This is a genomic window from Sorangium sp. So ce590, from assembly GCF_051521365.1.
In the GTDB taxonomy this organism is placed as follows: Bacteria; Myxococcota_A; Polyangia; order Polyangiales; family Polyangiaceae; genus Sorangium.
The window spans coordinates 6,691,544-6,711,604 of record NZ_CP150346.1; the positions used below are offsets into that span (position 1 = coordinate 6,691,544).

Genomic DNA, 20,061 nt, shown 5'->3' on the forward strand with positions numbered 1-20,061 from the left:
CGGGCGGGTCCAGGACGACGGATCGAGGCTCAACCCCGGCGATCCCCCGTCCCCCCCCGCTCACGCCGTCGCTGCTCGGCTCACCCTTTCCCGAAGCGATCACCGATGCTGGCCGGGCAGTTGGTCGCCCTGAAGAAGCTCATCGGGAACGGATGGTTCCCTCGGGTCGGCCGGATCTCCATGGTGACGGTCACTGGCGGAGCGGTCATCTGCCAGGTCACCGTGAAGAGCGCGTCGTTGTCTCTCTGTGCGGTCGTGGTCCCGGCCTCGAACAGCCGGAAGATCCCCCACGGCCCTTCGCGCACGAGCTCCTCGTCGAGCCCGCCTGCCCCGCGCACCTGGATCCGCGCGCCCTTCGCGCCTTCCCCTGGCCAGTTGAAGGTGTGCCAGAACTCCTTCTCGTTGCGATAGAGCCTCTTCTGGCCGTCGACCTCGAAGACCACCTCGCTCACGATGGGGCTGACCGTCTTCATGTTGATGTGGAAGACGACCTTGGGCTCCGCGCCCCCGCTGCTCCCGAACAGCGCGTCGGAGATCTCGTCCGAGCGCCTCAGGCAGTTGTACAGGTTCGCGTTGAACGGCGTGAACGGCTTCGCTGCCTGCGGCTGCCCCGACAGGTGCGACTTCGGGAAGTACTCGTGCCCGACCTGGTAGTGGAAGCCCTTGAGGTACGTCTCGTAAAAGCCCCAGAGCACCCCCTCCTTCGGCTTGAAGAAGGCCATCGCGTCCTCGAGCGAGGCGTCGCGTGAGGAGGCGAGGTTGAACGGGTAGCGGTCCTTGATCTTGTCGCGGTAGTGCGGCCAGACCTCGACCTCCCAGATCCCGCTCGCCGCGCCGCCGGCGCGCCGCACGACCGCCTTGTACGCCTGCCGCAGTGGATTCATGAGGAGCGGCTCCATCAGCCGCTGCCCGGTCTGGTCCATCGAGAGCAGGAGCCCCTGGGTCTCCTTCACCGCGTCCTGGAACGCCTCGGTGGCCCGCGAGGTGTCCGTGTCCGGCGGCCCGTCCTCGACGACGCTCATCTCGCCTGCGAGCCGCTCGAGGTGGCCGATGTACGGGTTGAGCTTGGGCGCGGGCGGAGGCTGCCCTTCGGGCGCGGGCGGAGGCACGCCGAAGCTCGCCATCGACTCGAACTTGTCGGGCACCGGATCGTAGTGCTCGCGCCGGTTGCTCCCCGGGAGGATCTGGTCGAGCCGCGCGCCCGTCCGCTGGTCGACCTTCTGCTGGATGATGTTCTTGGCCTGGTCGATCAGCCCGCCGTCCGCGGTCAGCGCGCTCGGCTTCTCTTCCTTGAACTGCGTCTCGTTCGACAGGCGCTGGAGCAGCCGCCGGTAGGGCCAGTCGGGCGTGGAGAGGACCCGGAACTCGTGGATCGCTTCACGGTTCGTCCTCGGGATGTCGACCTGGATGTCGCGGAAGAACGCCTCCCACTGCGAGATGTACGCGTTGTCGTAGTCCTGCCGGACGCGGTCGAGCTCCTTCTGGATCTGGTCGCCCGTCCGCTTCTCGTCGCTCGACAGGGGGAGCACCCAGAGCTCGCGCTCGAGCTCCTTCCTCCCCTCCTTGAGCGACTCGATCACCTGCGCGTGCCCCTTGGCCGTGTAGGGCCCCTGCACCTCGAACCAGGTCCCGGCCCGGTTCTTCTGGGCGCTGTGGATGACGGTCAGCACCTCGGGCCGGTCCGCGAACATCTCGTTCAGGGACACCGGCGGGTACTTCAGGTTCTCCGGCGTGTTCGGCCCCGACTCGTCGTACTTCTGGTCGATCAGCCGCGTCACGAACTGGTCGTAGTAGCGCTTCGTCGGGTCGACCCGGAGCAGGTCGGCGCGCGCCCTGGCGATGAGGGGCTCGTTCAGCTCCTCGGCCTCGAGCTTCTTGCGCTTCACGAGGTCGATGTAATAGGCGACGTGCGGCGTGAGCCGCTCCTTGAGGTCGCTCTCGGGCAGATCGGTGAGGGGCTTCAGGATGTCGGCCCAGACCTGGACGAGCCGGCCGGTCTGCCACCTCGCCGCCTGCTCATCCATGTGGTCCTGGTAGTCCTTGCCGAGCAGGAGGTAGCTCCGCAGGGCGTTGTAGCCGTCGAGGAAATCCCCGTCGCGCACCCGCTCGAGCTTCGCCTCGAGCTGCGCCTTCGCCGGGCCCACGAACCCCTGCTTCAGGCTCTTGATGTACTGCCCCATCGTCGGGGGAAAGAGCTTGTCCCCCTGGAACATGAACCAGCCGTGGTCGAGGGGCGTGTTCTCGACGTACCGATCGAGCAGCCCCACGTGCCCCTGCAGCCGGTCGAGCTTGTCGATGTTCGCGGGCACGTTCGGCGGCGTGCCGCTCCGCCCGGACCAGTCCACGAACGCGATCTCGTCCGAGATGCGCCTCGTCTCGGCGACGAGCGCCTTGTTGTTGAGGTACGAGATCAGCGCCGGGAGCAGGAACAGGAGGGCGACGAGCGCCGCCGCCGCCGCCACGAGGATCCGCTGCAAACGGCGCCGCCGCAGCTCGGCCTCGGTGCGCGCCGCGAGATCCTGATCGGGGAAGACGACGCCGGTGAAGACGTCGTGCAGGAAGAAGCTCTTCGACTCCTTCGGGAGCGCGGCCTCCTCCTCGTCCTCGCCGAGCGCCGTGCGCAGCCCGAACGCCCGCCCCATCGCCCCGACGACGCGGTCGAGCGGCCGCCCCTCCTGGACGCCGCTCGTGAAGTAGAACCCGCGCAGGATCGGCGCCGGCGCCGCGCCGGCCCCGGGCGCGAACGCCGCCCCGATGAAGTCCGCCAGGTTGCGCTTCACCGCCGCGAACTCGAGCGGGAACTGGTAGCTCTTCTCCTTCACGTCGCGGTTCCGCTCGCCGATGAGCCGCTTCGTCAGGCGCGAGTGGAGCCGCTCGACGAGCACGTCGAACTCGCGATCGAAGATCTTCCCGGGCTCGGACTTGTTCTCGTCGAGCCGCACGGTGGCGCCCCAGGGCTGGGCGCGCTCGCTCTTCTTCAGGTCGCCGAAGTACTCGGTGAAGCCCGCCACAAGGTCGGTCTTCGTGAAGAGCACGTAGACCGGCAGGATCATGTGCAGCGTCTGCTGCATCTCGTCGATGCGCGCGCGGATCTTCTTGCCGGTCTGGTCGATCTGGTCGTCGCTCGCGTCGAGCAGCTCGCTCATGCTCACCGCGACGATGATCCCGTTCAGCGGCTTGTGCTCGCGGTACTGGAGCAGGAGCTCGAGGAACGCCATCCACTCGTCGTGGTCGTCGCTCTCGGTCGTGTACCGGCCGGCGGTGTCGAGGAGGATCGCCTCGTTCGTGAACCACCACTCGCAGTTCCTCGTGCCGCCGACGCCGCGCACGCCGGTGCGCTCGGGGTCGATGTACGGGAACACGAGCCCCGAGTGCCGGAGCGCGGTGGTCTTGCCGGCGCCGGGCGGGCCGACCATCACGTACCAGGGCAGGACGTAGAGCGCGTCGGCGCCCCGCTTGCCCCCGCCGAGCTTCGAGGTCTTGAGCGCGGCGATGCCCTCCTGCATCTGCCGGCTCAGCTCCTGGATCTCCGCGCGCCGCTCCGGCTTCGCGTTGATCACCTGCTCCTGCGCCTGCTGCGCGATCGCCTTCTCGAGCGCCCGCGCCGCCCGCGCGGCCCGGATGCGCCGGTAGACCGCGAGCCCCACGAGCAGCGCGAGGACGGCCACCGTCGCCGCGATCGGGATCTCGATCGGCAACGCCTCGGCCCCCTCCCCTGCCGCGGGGCGCAGCATGAACCACACTCCCCACACGGCGGTGAGGAACAGGGCGCTCAGGATCCACAGCCACATCGGAAGTCTCCCTCGGAAACAGCAGAGAACGGGCGGAGCCGCCTAGGTCCCTGTACTGATCAGCTTCTTGATCTGGTCGGCCACGCCCTCCGCGTCCGAGGCCACGACGAGCCGGAGCACGATGACCACGAGGACGGCCAGCACGAGCAGGCCGAGCGCGATCGCCAGAAAGGGCAGCTCGCGGCGCACCGCGCCGGCGCCCCCGTCCTTGCGCTCCGCGTTCGGCGCGAGGACGTCCCCGCCCCCCTCGGCGACGGCGACGTGGTTGCCTACGCCCTCGATGACCGCGCCGAGGCCCTCCTGCTGCCGGATACGGTATTTCCCCTGGAAGCCGAGGGCCAAGCACAGGAAGTAGATTTGCGCGACGTGGTTCCTGCCGCGCTGGCCGTAGAGGTTGTCGAGGTTCGTGAAGAACCCGTCGCCGGCCGTGTTCAGCTGGAAGAACTGGAACTGCAGCGGGTTCTGGAGCCACTGCGTCCTGCCGGGCCAGTTCGAGCTGAAGATCACCTCGTCGGCGAAGGCCGCGAGCGCGAACTTCGCGTCGATCATGTCCTGCTCGGGGATGCGGGCCTCCCGCCCGTTCTGCATCATCGTGTCGAACAGGCCGAGGACGCGCCGCTGGAGGATGTCCGGCGCCGGAAGGTCGCGCGAGTTCCTGAGCTGCAGGATCAGCGACAGCACGTCGGAGCAAACAAAGTACATCGTCTGCGAGAGGCTCATGGGCTCCTCACCCCGAAGGGACGGCCTGGCACGGTCACTTCGCCGCCGGGACCGCGATCAACCGGAGGTCGACCTTCTGCGGTTCGATCGGCTGGTAGATGGCGATCGTGCCAGAGCCGAGGATGTCGTTCCAGTAATCGCCGGTCTGGTTGACGCGGAGGTAGACGAGCCCCGGCCTGACCGGGATGGCGCCCGGCGGCCGGTACTCGATGGCGACGGCCACGCCGGGCGTCGCGGAGTGCAAGATGTGCCCGATCTGCGTCCACGAGCCGATCTTGAGCAGGCGCGGGAGCCGCTCGCGCAGCGTACCCTCGTCCGCCCCCTTCGCCTCGAGGAACATCTCGTGGCTGCGCGGCAGCTTCGGGTCCTCGAACCTGCCGAGGTACATGCCGTCCTCGCGCTTCTCCAGCGGCACGATGACGAACTGATCCGTGGCGATCCCGCTGATGAGCGTGACCGCCCGGTCGAACATCGGGTCGAAGACGCCCTCCAGCTCGAGGTAGTTGAACTTCGGGAGCGTCGTCGGGTCGCTGTCGGCCGCCGAGAAGGTGCAGAGCTCGCCGATGAGCGAGCCGAGGACGACGAAGCACTGCTCCGGGTGCGCGCCGCCGTGATCGACGAGGTGCGACACGACCGGGATGTACGAGTTCACGGTGTGGAGCAGCCAGAACTTCGTGAGGTCGGAGGCCTGGAAGTCGACCGAGGCCGCGGTGCGCATGCGCCGCCCCTCGACGAGCGACTTCTGCTTGCCGACCAGGGCCGAGAGCACCCGCCGGAGGCCGGACATCATGTGGTCGGACGTGTTGATGCGGAGGACCGACGGGATGAAGCTCTTCCGCAGGACGATGGCGCCGGAGCGGTCGCGGACGAGCTGCGCGACGCGCACGGTCTGGTAGGCGTCGCGCGGCTCGGTGCCGAAGATGAGCCGCAGGTTGGTGCGCGCCCAGGTGACCGACGTGTCGTTGCGCCCGGAGTTCACGTCCGGCACCGTCGTCTGGGCCGCCACGAAGCGCTGGGCGGGCCCCGCCTTGGCCGGGTCGAGGCTGATGTTCGCGGCGGTCTCGCGCAGGTTCGGGATGCCGAGGTGGACGTCGAGCGCCTCCAGCGCGGCCGGGAAGGCGCCCTCGAGCGGCCGCGCCTCGACCTGGTCCTCGCCGCGATCGCCGATGAAGAACGGCGTCCCGTCGGGGAAGATGCCGTGGCATTTGACCACCTTGAACTGCCCGGAGGAGAGCGCGCGCTCATCGAACTGCGCGGACGAGATGCCCCAGTCGTAGCCCACGACCGCGTGGAGGCGCGCGTGGAGCAGCGTCTCGTGGTACTGGTCCGACTGCTGCAGATGCTGAGGGGTCATGAAGAGCCCCTCGGTCCAGACAGGCTTACGCGGGTGGATCATGTCGCCCGTCCACTTCTACCAGATGTGCTGCGCAGCGCGGCGCGAAAGCTGGACGCGCGCGCGGAGCCATGACGCCGCGCGCGTCCAGCTTTCGCGCCGCGCGCGTGTCCTGCGACCGCGCGAGCACAGCATCGAGGACGATCGGGGCGCGCCATGACCGCTACTTCCCCCGAGCGGCTGGCGCCTCCGGCGCGGCCACCTTCTTCGGCAGGCTGAGCCGGCGGACGGCGCTCGCGTTGGGGAACATCGACTCGTCGAACTCGACCCCGTTGTCGATCTTTGTCGAGTCGATGAAGAACGCGACCCGCGGGTCGGCCACGGGCGGCCCCGCGTCGGTCTCGCGCCCGCCGCACTGGGCCTCTCCGGGCGGGAGCGGGAACTCGTAGAACGTCTTCCAGCTGCTGCCCTTCGGGCTGTGGAACAGGGCGGCGCCGACGAGGTGGCTCGCGTCCGGCAGGCGCTCGAACTTCACCTCGACGAGGTCGTTCGGGAAGACCTCGACCTCGTCGACCTTGGCGAGGTCGTCCTCGAGCGTCTCCTTGTCCCGGAGCAGGATCTGATCGTACGTCGCGTTCTCCATGCGCGCGCTGCTCTTCAGCTGGTAGAGCCGCACCACGACGGGCCTCGGGTTCCCGTTCTCGTTGGGGTTGATGTTGTCGGACGCGTAGATCGACAGCGTCACGATCTGCACGTCGCACGGCTCGGGGGCCGCGGGCGGCGGCGCGGCGGACGTGCAGCCCGAGAGCGCGGCCGGCAGGGCGACGCCGAGGAAGGCGGCGAAGGTCGCGGCGGCGAAAGCCGCGGCGACGCGGACCGCGCGCGGTCCGGGGGGAGACGGGGGCTTCCGGCGGCAGCCGGCCGGACACGCCGTTCGCTCCCCGGATGGGGGAGGCGAGCGCGGATCCCCGGCCGCCGTCGAAGCTTGGCGGACCATTTCTAGCGCGACCATGCCCCACCGTTGTAGGCGGAGTCGCGGCGGACGTGCAACTTTCGGGGCGAGCGTGGCGGATTGCAGCGCTGTGAGGGCGCGGGTACCGGTGGTGTCATGGCCCGCACCGCGCCCGCCCCCAACGTCCCCGCGATCCCCGGCATGAATCCCGGCGTCTTCATCCTGGGAGGAGGCGGCGGGGGCGGCGGCAGCGGTGGCCCGGGCGGCGGGGGCGGCGCCGGTGGGCATGGGGCCGGCGGCGGGAGCGGCGGCAGCAGCGCGGGCGGCGGGAGCAAGGCGGCGCCGGATCCGAACAGGTATCCGGAGTGCGGCACGGTCTCGCACCCGATCGATGTCGTCACCGGCCGGGTGTTCACGCACGCGATCACGATCTGCGCCCTGCCCGGCCCGCTGCCGCTCGTCTGGGAGCGATCGTACAGCGCCGCGATGGCGGACCGCGATGCGGGGCTGGGCTACGGCTGGGGCCACAGCCTGGGCTGGGAGCTCGAGGTGCGGAGCCATCGGGTCCGGGTGTGGACGGGGCTGGGCACGGCGGTGGAGCTCCCGAAGCCCGCCGAGGGCGCGGAGGTGCTCGGCAAGTGGGGCTATTCGCTGTGCCGCGAGGCGGAGGGGTGGGTCGTCGATACCGGCGACGGGGTGAAGCGGCGTTTCTCGTGCTTGCAGGACGGCGGACGACGCGCGCGGCTCACGGCCGTGGAGGACCGCAACGGCAACCGGATCGCGCTGGCCTATGACGAGAAGGATGGCCGGCTGGTCGAGGTGACGGACAGCGGGGGGCGGCGGATACGGCTCCGCGACAGTACCTCGGGCGAGCAGCGGGTCACGACGATCGAGGTGCAGCTCGATCGGGAGCGTGGCGAGTGGCTCGCGCTCGGCGCGCTGACGTGCGACGGCCGCGGCGACCTCGTGGCCGCGACGGACGCGGACGGCCACGCGTGGCGGTATGCCTATGAAGAACGCCACCTCCTTGTCGAGGACACTGACCGCAAAGGGCTGACGTGGCACTTCGTCTTCGACGGCCAGCGCCGCGGCATCGAGGCATGGGGCGACTACCCCGGCGAGGTGGATCCGAGCCTGGCCGGCGAGCCGCCGAAGGTTCTTCACGACGAAGAGACCCGGTGGAAGGGGATCCATCACTGCAAGGTCAACTACTGGGACATCGGCTTCACCGAGGTGGCCGACTTCAGCCAGACGCAGCGGTTCCACGGCAACGAGCACGGCACGCTCGACAAGCAGGTGATCGGTGGCGCCGTCGTGACGGCGACGTACCGCGAGGACGGCTGGATGACCTCGCGCAACAACGAGCGCAACGGGACCGAGCTGTTTGAACGCAATGCTCGGGGGAGCGTCGTGCGATACACCGACCCGCTCGGGCATGTCACGTCGATCGAGCGCGACGCCAACGACCTGCCGGTCGAGATCGTCGACGCGAAAGGCGGCGTGCACCGGTTCGAGCGCGACGCGCGTGGGAACGTCACGGTGTACGTCGACCCCACGGGCGCGGCGACCTCTCGGCGATATGACGCGCGCGGGCTCGTCATCGAGGAGATCTCGCCGAACGGCGAGCGAACGGCGTTCTCCTACGACGCGCACGGCGACTGCACCGAGGTGACGTTGGCCAGCGGCGCCACGTGGCGCTTCCGGCACGATGGGCTCGGCCGGCGCATCGCGGTGATCGACCCGTTCGGCGCGGAGACGCGCTACCGCTGGTCGGCGCGAGGCGATCTGCGCGAGGTCATCGACCCGACCGGCGCGACGACGCGCTACGCCTACGACGGCGAGCATCACCTGATCGAGATCGTCGACGCGAACGGCGGCGTCACCACCTTCCTCTGGGGCGGCTATCACAAGCTCTGCCTGCGCCGCGACGCGAACGGCCACGAGGTCCGCCTCGGCTACAACCCGGAAGGCGAGCTCATCGAGGTGCGCAACGAGACGGGCGAGGTGTACACGCTCAAGCGCGACGGCAGCGGCAAGGTGCGCGAGGAGGTCACCTTCGACGGTCGGACGTTCCGTTACAACTACGACGCAGCGGGCGACCTGACACGGCGGTCGCACGGCGAGCGGGACCAGGTGCGCCTCGCGTACGACCTCAGCGGCAGGGTGATCCAGCGGGAGTACTGGGATGATACGGCCGAGCTCTTCGAGTACGACGAGCTCGGCGATTGGGTCAGCGCGACGTGGCCGGGGGGCGAGATCCGGCTCGACCGCGACGCAACTGGACGCGTGGTGCGGGAGAGCCAGATCGTCGACGGCGTGGAGCATCGGGTCGAGAGCGCCTATGACCGGGAGGGCGAGCGTGTCCTGCGCAAGACGTCGCTGAGGCACACCGAGGCGATCGAGCGCGGGCTGTTCGGCGCGCGGCGGCGGACGGTGCTCGACGGGCACGTCGTCGTCGAGCACGCGAGCGATCTGCTGGGGCGCGAGGTGGCGCGCGCACTGCCGGGCGGCGGGCGCGTCGAGAGCTCCTATGACCTGCTGGGCCGGATCGAGCGGCGGCGCGCGGTGGGCCTGCCGCGCGAGGTGCGCGTGGGGCCCGGCGAGCCCGCGTGGGTCGGGCCGCGGCCGGAGAACGTCACCGTGGACATGGCGTATCGCTATGATCCTGTGGGCGAGCTGAGCGCCTCCTGGGACCAGCGGCGAGGGTGGACTTCGTATCAGTACGACCCTGTGGGCCAGCTGCTCGCCAGGGTGCCGGAGCAGGCCCGGGCCGAGGTGTTCCGGGTTGATCCGGCAGGCAATAGCTATGAGGGCGGGCCGGATGCGGCGCCGCGGGAGTACGGGCACGGAAACCGGCTCGTCCGCAAGGGGAACACGCATTACCGGTGGAATGCCGAGGGGCGGCTCGCGGAGAAGTGGGTGGAGGACCCGGCCACCGGCGCGCGGCGAGCCTGGAAGTACACGTGGAACCTCGCGGGGCTCCTGGAGAGCGTGACCACACCGGAGGGCGAGCGGATCGAGTTTCGGTACGACCCCTTCGGCCGGCGCGTGGAGAAGCGTGTGGGCGAGGCGCCGGCGTCGTTCCTGCAGGCCTTCAGGCCGCACACGGTGACGCGGTTCGTGTGGGATGGCGACGTGCTCGTCCACGAGATCTCCCGGCGGATGCAGGCGAACGGCGAGCCGGTGGTGCAGGTCAAGACCTACTGCTTCGAGGATGATGGGTTCGCGCCGGTCGCCCATTGCGATGACGGCGGGTGGTTCCACTATGTGAACGACCCCATCGGGACGCCGGAGCGGCTCGTCGACGAGCGCGGCGAGGTGGCGTGCGAGCTCCGGCGCGAGGCGTGGGGGCGCACGGAAACGGCGCCGGGGCCGAGGACCACGACGGCGATCAGGTTCCAGGGACAGTACGAGGACCCGGAGACGGGGCTTTGCTACAACAGGTTCAGGTACTACGATCCGGAGGCGGGGAGGTTCATCAGCAGCGATCCAATTGGGCTCGATGGCGGGACAAACTACTGGACGTATGCTCCAAATCCCTTCGGTTGGATTGATGCACTAGGACTAATTTCCGCAGATCACGATCGAATTTCTCACAGTGGTTATTACACACGCAAAGCCAAACGAAGGGCGGCGTACACAGCGAAAGTAGCGACATACCCGAAGCACAAGAAAGCGAGGAGCTGCACGGAAGCCGCCCAGATGAGTGAGGGCGGAGGGCCGGCGCAGTTCGACCCGTCCGTTGATGCCGACGCGCTGACTCGCGAAGCGCTCCGGCGGGGCACGATTACTCGAGGCAACCCAATCCACGACCCGAACTTCCATACACTGCACCGATTCGACGAGCCCATTGGCTATGCCGATGGTGAACCGACCCGCTGGCTCCGAGCGGAGTACGCCGGCCGCGAGATCCATGGCCATCCGAGACCCTTGAGCGAAGTACGCAAAAAGATTCCAAAGGCCAAACCATGAATTCGACACCCCCTGGACCTCTCCGCTCGCTGCGCATTCCTTCGGGCTGGTGCGTTCGCACCAATGGACTTCACGAGATCGATCCGGCGTCCCTCACCGACGACGATCCTCGATGGGAGTACTTTGAGGAGGATCTTCTGGTGATCGCCCACGCGCACGAGCAAGCGACGCTGGATCTTGGTTGGTACCCAGCGATGCAGGCCGCAGGGCAGTACCGCGCCGAGCTGATTGTGGGAGAAGACTGGAAAAACCCTGTGACTACGCGGTCAACGAGGAACCTGGACGAGATTGTCGCGTGGATTGAAGAACAACTGGCTCAAGCCCATAGGCTCAACCCGCCGCTTCGCAAGTGGCGCCCCAAGTGGTGAGCGAACGGTCGTCCAGAAGCTCGATCCCATCGCTCCGGCGGATCTCGGGCCTTTGCTCGGCCTGACGACGGTCCACGACCCGAGCGCGCGCGACTCTCGCCGCGCCTCGATCCGGAGCAGATCGCGCGGCTGCGCAAGGCGCTGCGCGGCTACACCGGCATCCTGGACGACGTGGCGGCGCTGCTCGAGGAGGACGCGGGCGCGCTCAACCTACCGGACGTCACCCCCGAGGCGCTGCTCGAGACGCAGGCCGAGCAGAAGTACCTCAGCCGCGCGCGAGGCCGTCGCGCACGCCGTCTACCCGCCCTGCCGTCCGCTTCCCGGGACGGTGCACGCGTAGGCGGAGTCGTCTCGCGCATGCAGCAACCCGAAGAGGGTGCGCGGGAGGCCGCCGAGGCTTGCGCAGGAGGACACCGAGTCTGCGCAGGCGTCGACCAATGGTAACATAGGACACCAACATGGGTGCACAGGAGGGCGCTGGGGCTGCGCAGGAGGGGTACCGGCGCTGCTCAGGAGGGGTGCCGGCGCTGCTCAGGAGGGGTGCCGGCGCTGCTCAGGAGGGGTGCCGGGGCGCGCAGGAGGGGTGCCGGGGCTGCGCAGGAGGGGTGCCGGCGCTGCTCAGAAGAGGCGCCTGGGCCGCGCAGGAGGGCGCTGGGGCCGCGCAGGAGGGCGCCGGAGCTGCGCAGGCGAGGCGTCGGCGCTGCTCAGGAGGGTGCCGGGGCCGCACAGGAGGGTGCCGGGGCTGCGCAGGAGAGGCGGCGGCGCTGCTCAGGAGGCGCGCCGGGGCCGCGCAGGAGTGTGCCGGGGCCGCGCAGGAGGGCGCCGGGGCTGCGCAGGCGAGGCGGCGGCGCTGCTCAGGAGGCGCGCCGGGGCCGCGCAGGAGTGTGCCGGGGCCGCGCAGGAGGGCGCCGGGGCTGCGCAGGCGAGGCGGCGGCGCTGCTCAGGAGGCGCGCCGGGGCCGCGCAGGAGGGCGCCGGGGCCGCGCAGGAGGGTGCCGTGGCTGCGCAGGAGGGACGGCGGCGCTGCTCAGGAGGCGCGCCGGGGCCGCGCAGGAGGGCGCCGGGACTGCGCAGGAGAGGCGGCGGCGCTGCTCAGGAGGCGCGCCGGGGCCGCGCAGGAGGGCGCGGGCGCCGCGCCGCCGGCGCGAAGCGCGCGCGGGGCGCCGGGCAGCCGCCTTCGCGGCGCGCTCTCCGCCCCGCGCCGTCCCCTCCCCTGTCGCCCGCGGTCCCCTCCCCCGCGCCCGCCGTCCCCTCTCCCCCGCGCCCCGCCGGCCTTTCGACCGGCGCCGGTTCATTTTCTTGAGCCGATCCGCTCCCTGGGACCGATTGATCTCACAGGGGCTGCTGCACACGTCGCCCGGCGAGAGATCCGTGCCCACTGCGCTGAACATCCAACCAGAACTGGACCCGAGGGGACCGAGGGCACGTCGCGCGCCGCGCTCCATTGACCCGCAACGAGCGCGCTGCCTAGAAGGCGGGCTGCCATGAGCCGAGCGGAGGGGACCCCCTCGGAAGCACCGCCGCCGCCTTCCGGCGACCGGGCCTACGCGACCGGCGACCGCTGCGAGAAGTACCGCATCGTGAAGCTCCTCGGCGAGGGCGGCATGGGGCAGGTCTACGTCGCGGAGGACGATTACCTGAGGCGGCGCGTCGCGCTCAAGGTCGTGCGGCGGAAGTACATGCAGGGCGGCAGCTTCGCGCAGGGCCAGCGCAAGGAGGCTCGGGTCCTGGCGGAGCTCGACCACCCGAACATCGTCAAGGTCTACGACGCCGGGATCACGCGCGGCGGCGTGATGTACATCGTGATGGAGCTCATCGACGGGATCTCGCTCCGGGAGCTGATCCGGCGCCTCGGGGCGCTGGACGTCCCGAGCGCGCTCTCGATCACCGCGCAGATCGCGGACGCCGTCCGCGTGGCCCACCGCGCGGGCATCGTGCACCGCGATCTCAAGCCCGAGAACGCCCTCGTCACGCGCGCCGGGCAGGTCAAGGTCGTCGACTTCGGCATCGCCAAGCGGATCCGGCGGCACCCGGAGGGGCCCACGTCGACCGATCCGTTCGCGAACATCGGGACGGTGCACTACATGGCGCCCGAGCAGGCGCTCGGGGACGGCGCCACCAAGGCGTCCGACGTCTATGCCATCGGCATGATCCTGTACGAGCTGATCGCCGGCAGGCACACGTTCGCGGCGTCGTCGCGCGAGATGCCGACCCGGGGCGAGGTGATGCTCCACCAGGTCCACGCCGTCCCGAGGCCGCTCGTGGAGGCCGTGCCGGGGTTCGATGCCCGCGAGATCAGCGACCTCGTCGAGAGGATGCTCTCCAAGATCCCGCGCGAGCGACCCCGGGCGGCGGAGGTGCAGCGCGCGCTGGGGCGGGAGGTCCGCCGCCGGCGGGAGGAGCATCCCTACGAAGAGGCGCGCTTCTCGCTCGCGCCGCAGCACCGGCGCGACGCGCCGATCGCGCCGCTGCCCCGGGGCGGCCGGGCGAGCATGGCGGAGCTGGGCGCGGGCGCAGGCGACGGTCCGGAGAGCGGCAGCGGGCGCGCCGCGTGGCCGGGGTCGGACGAAGCGCCGCCCGGGCCGCAGCTCGTGACGGCGCCGCTCGACGGCGCGTTCCGGCCGCCGGAGGCGGCGCTGCCGTTCCAGCCCACGGGCGCCGCCCCGCCCGTGCTCCGGGGCCGCGGCTGGACGATGCGGATGCACGGCGCGCCGGGTGGGCCAGGGCCGGCGGCGACAACGGCCGCTGGGGCGCCGCTGCCGTCCGAGGGCGCGGCGGGGCTCCCCGCGGCCCGGTCTCCGCTGAACCCGCGGCAGGTCATCACGCAAAGGATGCTGCCGGTGGCCGTGCCTCCCGCGACGGCGCCGCTCGCCGGCCACAACGGGGTTCCCGCGAGCGCGGCAGGGCCCGCGACACAGGCCGGGCCGGCGACAGCGCCGCTGGGGGGCTACGCGGGCGCGCGAGCGAGCGGGCCGCCTTCGCTCGCGGCCCCGGCGGGTTCGAGTGCGTCGCGACCGGCCGGGCTCGACCCGCCGCCGGCCGCGTCGATGCGACCGGCCGAGCTCGCCGTGCCGTCGAGCGCGTCGACGCCGCCGATCGGGTTCGGCCCGCCGCCGGACGCGGGGCCGCGAGCGGTAGGGATCGGCCTGCCGCGAGGCACGGCGCTGCGCCCGGTGGGGCTCGGTCCACGGCCCGCCGGCCGGCGCATGAGGGCGTGGCAGTGGCTGGCCGTCTCCGTCGCGTCGTTGCTGACGTCGGGGCTCGCGACGGCGATCGTGCTCGCCTGGTGGTCGTCTCGCGACGCCGCGACGCCGGAGACCGCTGTGCTCGGTCCCCTGCCGGCGGAGAGAGAGACAGCGGACCCGCCGGGCGCGGCCGCGAGCGCGGACCTCTCGGCGGCCGGCGCGAGCGCCCCGGCGGCGGTCAGCGCGAGCGCTTCGGCGGCGGCCGGCGCGAGCGCTTCGGCGGCGGTCAGCGCGAGCGCTTCGGCGGCACCGATCCCGGAGCCGGGCTCGCCGGAGGAGCCCGCGCCGCCGTCGGCCGCGGTGCCTGTACTCGCCGGGGTGCCGGACCCCGCCTCGGCAGCCAGCACGCGCTCGGCTGTGGCGGCGCAGACGCCGCGTCCCGCCGCAGCGGCGCCGAAGCCGCGAGCGACGGAGACGTCCGGTTCGCCATGGGACAAGCCGATCTTCTCGGACGAGGACGACGACTTCTATGGCATGCCAGCGCCTGACCGGCGGCGCGCGGTCCCGGCGCCCTCTGCACGCAAGGCTCCTTCACGCCCGTTCTGATCGAGGTCCCCGCATGAGCCAAGACGTCAAGAAGTACCTGCCCAACGACGAGACGTTGCGCCGCGTCGCGGATCAGGACGCGTCGGACGAGAACATGCGTCGCGCGCTCGAGAACCCGCGCCTCCGGGAGGCGCTGGCACAGCCGGAGGCGTCGCGCGACGCGCGTCCCCCGGCCGGGACCAAGCCCGCGGCGGGGTCCGCGGCTCGGCCGCCGGGGAGCGCCGCCGCCGTCGCTGCCCCGGAGCGTCCCTCCGCGCGCAAGTGGATCGGGTACGTGGTATGGGCCGCGCTCGCCGTGCTGATCCCGACGACGCTCGCCTTCGCGCTCGGGAGGCGGAGCGGCCTGAAGGAGGGCGCGGCCGCCTCGCCGGCGCTCTCTGGAGCGCTGCCCGCAGGGGCGCTCCCGGGCGCCGCGAGCGCGGTCCGCCACGCCGCTCCGGCATCGGCCCCTTCCACCGCCGCGAGCGCGCCGGCATCGGCCCCTGCCGCCCCGAGCGCTTCGATCTCGGCCTCTGCCGCCCCGAGCGCGCCGCCCCTGGCCCCCGCCGCCCCGAGCGCCCCGGCCTCGGCCCCGGCCACCGCCGCGAGCGCGCCGGCATCGGCACGTGCCCCCGCGAGCGCGCCGACCGCAACACCGCGCGGCGGCGCGCCTCCGGCGCTGCCGAACGCGCGGCGCGCTCCGGCGCCGCGCTCCGCCGCGTCGACCGCGCCCGCCCCGGCGGCGACCGCGCCCGTGCACGCCCCTCTTCCCTTCGGAAATAAGCCGGAGTTCTAACGCCCATGAAGACCCATCGATCGATCGCCGCCCCGCTCCTCGCCGCCCTCGTGCTGTCGCCCGCAGCAGGGAGCGCCGCCCCGCCCGCGCCGCCGCAGGCCCCTTCGCCCGCGCCGCCGCAGGCCACCTCGCCGGCGCCGCCGCAAGTCGACGCCATGTCGCGGGCGGCGCGCGACCTGTTCGCGAAGGGCGAGGAGGCGTGGATGCAGGGGAAGTACGACCAGTGCCACGCGTGGTTCCTCGCGGCGTGGAGCCTCCGGCCGCACCGGCAGATCGCGGGCAACCTGGCGGCCTGCGAGATCAAGGTCGGGCGCTACAGGGACGCCGCCGAACACCTGGCGTTCCTGATGCGGCCGACCCCCGACGGCAAGACGGCCCCGCTGAGCCAGGAGCACCGCGCCCTGCTCGACAACGCGCTGGCGAAGATCGCGGTGGTCCAGATCGAAGCCGAGCCCGGCACGACGGTGGTCCTCGACGGCAAGATCGTGGGGCAGGCGCCGCTCTCGACGCCGCTGTACCTGGTGCCGGGCGAGCACACGCTCGAGGGGCGGTCGGCCTCGGGCCCCGTGGAGAAGCACTCGACGCGGTTCGACCCGGGGACGCAGCGGACCATCGCGCTGCAGCCGCGGGCGCCGCGGGCGGCGGCACCGCCCCAGGCGGCACCGCCGCCGGTCGCGCCGGTCGCGCCGCCGCCGCCGGACACGCGGGTGCGCGACGGCGTGGTGATCGGCGGCCTCGCGCTCGGGGGCGCGGCGATCGCGGCGGGCGTGGTGCTGGCGATCGTGTCGAGCAGTAAGAGCGAAGACGCGAACGACGCGCGCCATTCGATCGCGAAGGACGGCGGCATCAACGCGTGCAACGATCCGGCGTTCAGGGCGCGCTGCGACGCGCTCACCGACGCGAAATTCGCCGAGCGGACGACGAGGAACCTCGCGGTCGCCAGCTTCGTGACCGCGAGCGCCGCGCTGGGCGGCGCGGCGATCGCATCCGTGCTGTGGCCGGTCGGGACGCCGCGGGCAGAAGCTTCACGCGGCGTGCACATCGCCCCGGCGGTCACAGCGCAGAGCGCTGGGCTCACGATTGGAGGTGCGTTTTGAGTGAGCACGCGGCGGAGCGAGAGACGACTCGGCATGGCCAAAGGAAGAGGGTGATGCGACGCATGAACTGGAACGGTGTCGTTGTCGCGCTGGCTGGCCTCGCTGCCGCCGCCGGCGCAGGGTGCTTGACGCCGTCGGAGGGCTGCTTGGACGAGCTGCGGTGCGGCTTTGGGGAAGCAGGCGGGGGCGGTGGTGGAGGGAGCACGCCGGCAGGGTGCGTGCCGAACAAGAGCAGGGGGGCGGTGGACGAGGCGTGCGGGGTGTTCGTCGCGGCCAGCGGGGACGACGCCGCGCCGGGGACGAAGGGGGCGCCCGTCAAGACGATCCAGCAGGCCGTCGCGCGGGCGCAGCAGGACGGCGCCACGCGGCGGGTGTACGCGTGCGCGGAGGAGATCGAGGGCGCGATCGAGCTGCCCGGCAGCGTCGCCCTCTTCGGAGGGCTCGACTGCACCAACGGGTGGGGCTGGATCGGCGAGACCAAGAAGACGGAGATCACCGCAGCAGAAGGGGAGATCCCGCTCGTGATGCGCGGCGGCGACGGCTCGGTGCGCGTCGAGGATGTCCATGTTTCCGCGCGCGCCATCGACCCGAGCAACGCGGCGGCGCGGGGGATGTCGTCCATCGCCGCTCTCGCGGAGAGCGTCGCCGTCGAGATGGCGCGCTGCACGCTCGAGGCGGGCGATGCCGCCGACGGCGTCGACGGCGAGCCGTACGCAGAACCGGCGCTCGCCGGCGAGACGGGCAACCCGGGCATGGAGGCGTGCTCGGCGGAAATCGTCGTGCCCGGCGGTGTCAAGCGGAATGAGTGCGGCACGCCGGACGACCCGAGCGACGATTCCACGGGCGGAACCGGAGGCATCGGGCAGCTGACCGAAGGTGGAGCTGGTTCGCCTGGTAAACCAATCGGTGCCGGCGGTCTGGGTGGCATGGGTGAGAGTCCACTGGAGTGCACCGCCGGCACCGCTGGCGATCCTGGCGCCGCGGGCGAGCCCGGCGCTGGCGCCACCGGCCTCGGCGCGCTCTCCTCCTCCGGCTACGCCGGTGTCTCCGGCACCCCCGGCACCCCCGGCACCCCCGCGCAAGGCGGGGGCGGCGGCGGCGGCGCCAAGGGCGGCACCGCCGCGAATCAGTGCATGCCCGAGTCCGCCGGCGGCGCCAGCGGCGGCTCCGGCGGACCCGGCGGCTGTGGCGGCAAGGGCGGAAGTCCCGGCGGTCCCGGCGGCGCCAGCATCGCCCTCGTCAGCCTCGACACCGAGCTCACCTTCGACGACGTCTCCCTCAAGACAGGCCGCGGCGGCCGCGGCGGCAACGGTGCGCCCGGCCAAGACGGCGGCCCCGGCGGCCTCGGCGGGCCGGGCGGCACCGTGCCGGATGGCATCGACCTCCTCAAGGCCGGCTGCTCCGGCGGACCGGGGGGCAACGGCGGCAGCGGCGGCCTCGGCGGCGGCGGCCTCGGTGGCCACTCCCTCGGCATCGCCTTCCGCGGCACACCGCCGCCCGCCGGCGGCTTCACCATCGCCACCGGCGAGGCCGGTCCCGGCGGCAACGGCGCCGGCGACAGCGGTGCCGCCGGGGTCACGGCGGATACGCAGGCGTTTGCGCAGTAGCGTCCCGGCAGCCCGATAAAAACTCACCCACCCTCAACAAAATCAGGCAATGAACGACGCCTATCCGGAATGACTCCTGGTGCGGAGATTTCGCTCGTGGACAGCCGTATCGGTCTTCCCTCCTCTCGTTCACAGCGGCAGGTCCTTCCCTGCACCCTGCGTGCAGAAGGTCGCACTCCACGCGAATGCGACTCGGCGGGTCAGCCGGCAGCCCTGATGCCGGTTGGTGGCCGATGGGCAGCCGGAGCAACTCTCCACCCACGGAAGTGGCCCGAGACCGGCTCAGCCCCGACATCATCACATCAACGTCGCGTTCACCGCGCGGACCGGAGCCGCCCTTCCCTCACGCGCACGACACAGGAGCTCCTGGACCGCGCAGCTCACGATGATGCCAGCGACCGCGCGCCGCCCGGCGCGCCACGAGGGCGCCGGCGGATCCCCCTCGCAGCGGCTATGCCTCCTCCAGCGGCCAAGACAGCTCCGCCGCCGGCGGAGACGAGATCCCCCTCGCGGCGAGCACCTTCTGCAGGCGATCGAGCATTTCCCGGCACCGGCGCTTGACCGTGGCCTCGCTCAACGACACGTGGGCCGCGGCCTCAGCGATCGTCAGCCCCTGCTCGTAACGCAGATCGAGCAGCAGCCGCCACTCCGGAGATAGCGTCGCGCGCGCCTCGTCGAGCGCGCGGATCGCGCGCACGTAGTCCTCCCGCCGGATCAGCGCCTCCTCCCCCGAAGTCGCTCCGCCGCCGCCCAGCGCGACGGCCATGCCGGTCGCCACGTCGTCGCACGTATCACCCAGACGCCGGTCGACGTCGCTGTCCGCGTCGGCGAACACGTCGGTCTCGTCACGCAACGTCGCCGCCAGATCGAAGCCGGCCTTGCGCATCGCCTCGACGAGCGAGCGCGCGGAGGGACGCACCTGCCGCGCACAGTCGATCATCGCCCCGAAGACGCGCCGCCATGCATACGTCGTGAACCGCTCTCCCAGGCGCGCATCGTACGACTGGACCGTCAGCACGAGCGCCTCGTAACCGGCAGAGCGCAGCTCATCGCGCATCCCCGGAAACCGCCGAAGCGCGAGCGCCCAGGCGAGGCGATTCACCATCGGAATCGCGCCCTCGACGAGCTTGCGCTGGCGCGGCGTCAGCGGAGTAGACGGCGCCGTTGGCGCCCTCGCCCCCTCGGCGCTCGCCGTCCCCTCGGCGCTCGCCGTCCCCTCGGCACACGACGCGCTCGGCTGCCCGAGCCCGTCCGTCATGCGGCTCCCCTGCCCGAACGCGCCCCCTTCGCAACCGCAGGCTCGGCACGCCCGCCTTCCTCGACAGGCACCGCCTCGCCGCCCGCCGAGGAGGCACGACGGGCGGACGATGGACGCGCGCCGCTCCGCTCGACGCGCGCCGACCGGCGCAACCTGTCGACCATCGGCCGGACCTCGGGATGCGTCGTGAGCACCACGAACAAGAGGTCGTCCATGGCCGCGATCGCCTCGGCCGGGAGCAGGTCGCGGTACGGCGACAGCGCGCGCTCGATGTGCCGCACCACCACCGGATCGTCGAGCAACGCCTCGTCGTCCTCGGCCTCGAGGCCAACCTCCTCGAGGTAAACCTCCTCCTCGAGCTCATCGGCCATCGAGCCACCTCCCGAGCTGGCAACGAT

General features: G+C 71.7%; 12 protein-coding genes. 6 read left to right on the plus strand and 6 right to left on the minus strand.

Annotation, left to right across the window (positions count from 1 at the left end; translation table 11 throughout):
* Positions 1 to 80 precede the first annotated feature (80 nt).
* From tssM to tssJ, 4 genes are all read right to left on the minus strand, one after another.
* Positions 81 to 3,791: a type VI secretion system membrane subunit TssM gene (gene tssM / locus WMF28_RS24915; protein WP_437595791.1), complete on the minus strand. Its 3,711-nt coding sequence runs from the start codon at positions 3,789 to 3,791 to the stop codon at positions 81 to 83.
* A 42-nt stretch (positions 3,792 to 3,833) separates the two neighbouring features.
* Positions 3,834 to 4,511: a DotU family type IV/VI secretion system protein gene (locus WMF28_RS24920; protein WP_437595792.1), complete on the minus strand. Its 678-nt coding sequence runs from the start codon at positions 4,509 to 4,511 to the stop codon at positions 3,834 to 3,836.
* 34 nt (positions 4,512 to 4,545) lie between these two features.
* On the minus strand, positions 4,546 to 5,907 hold the full coding sequence (gene tssK, locus WMF28_RS24925; RefSeq protein ID WP_437595793.1) for a type VI secretion system baseplate subunit TssK: 1,362 nt from the start codon (positions 5,905 to 5,907) through the stop codon (positions 4,546 to 4,548).
* A gap of 160 nt (positions 5,908 to 6,067) precedes the next feature.
* Entirely contained in the window at positions 6,068 to 6,856 is a 789-nt protein-coding gene (gene tssJ / locus WMF28_RS24930) for a type VI secretion system lipoprotein TssJ (protein WP_437595794.1), read from the minus strand.
* Positions 6,857 to 6,952: 96 nt separating this feature from the next.
* Between tssJ and WMF28_RS24935 the strand changes: the two genes are divergently transcribed.
* From WMF28_RS24935 to WMF28_RS24960, 6 genes are all read left to right on the plus strand, one after another.
* Positions 6,953 to 10,768, plus strand: a complete 3,816-nt coding sequence (locus WMF28_RS24935; RefSeq protein ID WP_437595795.1) for an RHS repeat-associated core domain-containing protein — start codon at positions 6,953 to 6,955, stop codon at positions 10,766 to 10,768.
* On the plus strand, positions 10,765 to 11,136 hold the full coding sequence (locus WMF28_RS24940; RefSeq protein WP_437595796.1) for a hypothetical protein: 372 nt from the start codon (positions 10,765 to 10,767) through the stop codon (positions 11,134 to 11,136). The genes WMF28_RS24935 and WMF28_RS24940 overlap by 4 nt, the downstream gene beginning before the upstream one ends.
* Before the next feature lie 1,483 nt (positions 11,137 to 12,619).
* Complete coding sequence (locus WMF28_RS24945) at positions 12,620 to 14,926, plus strand: protein kinase domain-containing protein (RefSeq protein ID WP_437595798.1); 2,307 nt, start codon at positions 12,620 to 12,622, stop codon at positions 14,924 to 14,926.
* Positions 14,927 to 14,939: 13 nt separating this feature from the next.
* On the plus strand, positions 14,940 to 15,701 hold the full coding sequence (locus WMF28_RS24950; RefSeq protein WP_437595799.1) for a hypothetical protein: 762 nt from the start codon (positions 14,940 to 14,942) through the stop codon (positions 15,699 to 15,701).
* A 5-nt stretch (positions 15,702 to 15,706) separates the two neighbouring features.
* Positions 15,707 to 16,798, plus strand: a complete 1,092-nt coding sequence (locus WMF28_RS24955) for a hypothetical protein (RefSeq protein ID WP_437595800.1) — start codon at positions 15,707 to 15,709, stop codon at positions 16,796 to 16,798.
* Positions 16,799 to 16,860: 62 nt separating this feature from the next.
* Positions 16,861 to 18,405, plus strand: a complete 1,545-nt coding sequence (locus WMF28_RS24960; RefSeq protein ID WP_437595801.1) for a PGRS family protein — start codon at positions 16,861 to 16,863, stop codon at positions 18,403 to 18,405.
* 451 nt (positions 18,406 to 18,856) lie between these two features.
* Here WMF28_RS24960 and WMF28_RS24965 read toward each other — a convergent pair whose 3' ends face one another.
* Both WMF28_RS24965 and WMF28_RS24970 read right to left on the minus strand, forming a co-directional pair.
* Positions 18,857 to 19,663, minus strand: coding sequence for a sigma-70 family RNA polymerase sigma factor (locus WMF28_RS24965; RefSeq protein WP_437595802.1), 807 nt, complete (start codon positions 19,661 to 19,663; stop codon positions 18,857 to 18,859).
* The gene (locus WMF28_RS24970) at positions 19,660 to 20,034 is read right to left on the minus strand and encodes a hypothetical protein (protein ID WP_437595803.1); all 375 of its coding nucleotides are present in this window, start codon (positions 20,032 to 20,034) and stop codon (positions 19,660 to 19,662) included. The genes WMF28_RS24965 and WMF28_RS24970 overlap by 4 nt, the downstream gene beginning before the upstream one ends.
* Between the last annotated feature and the right edge of the window lie 27 nt (positions 20,035 to 20,061).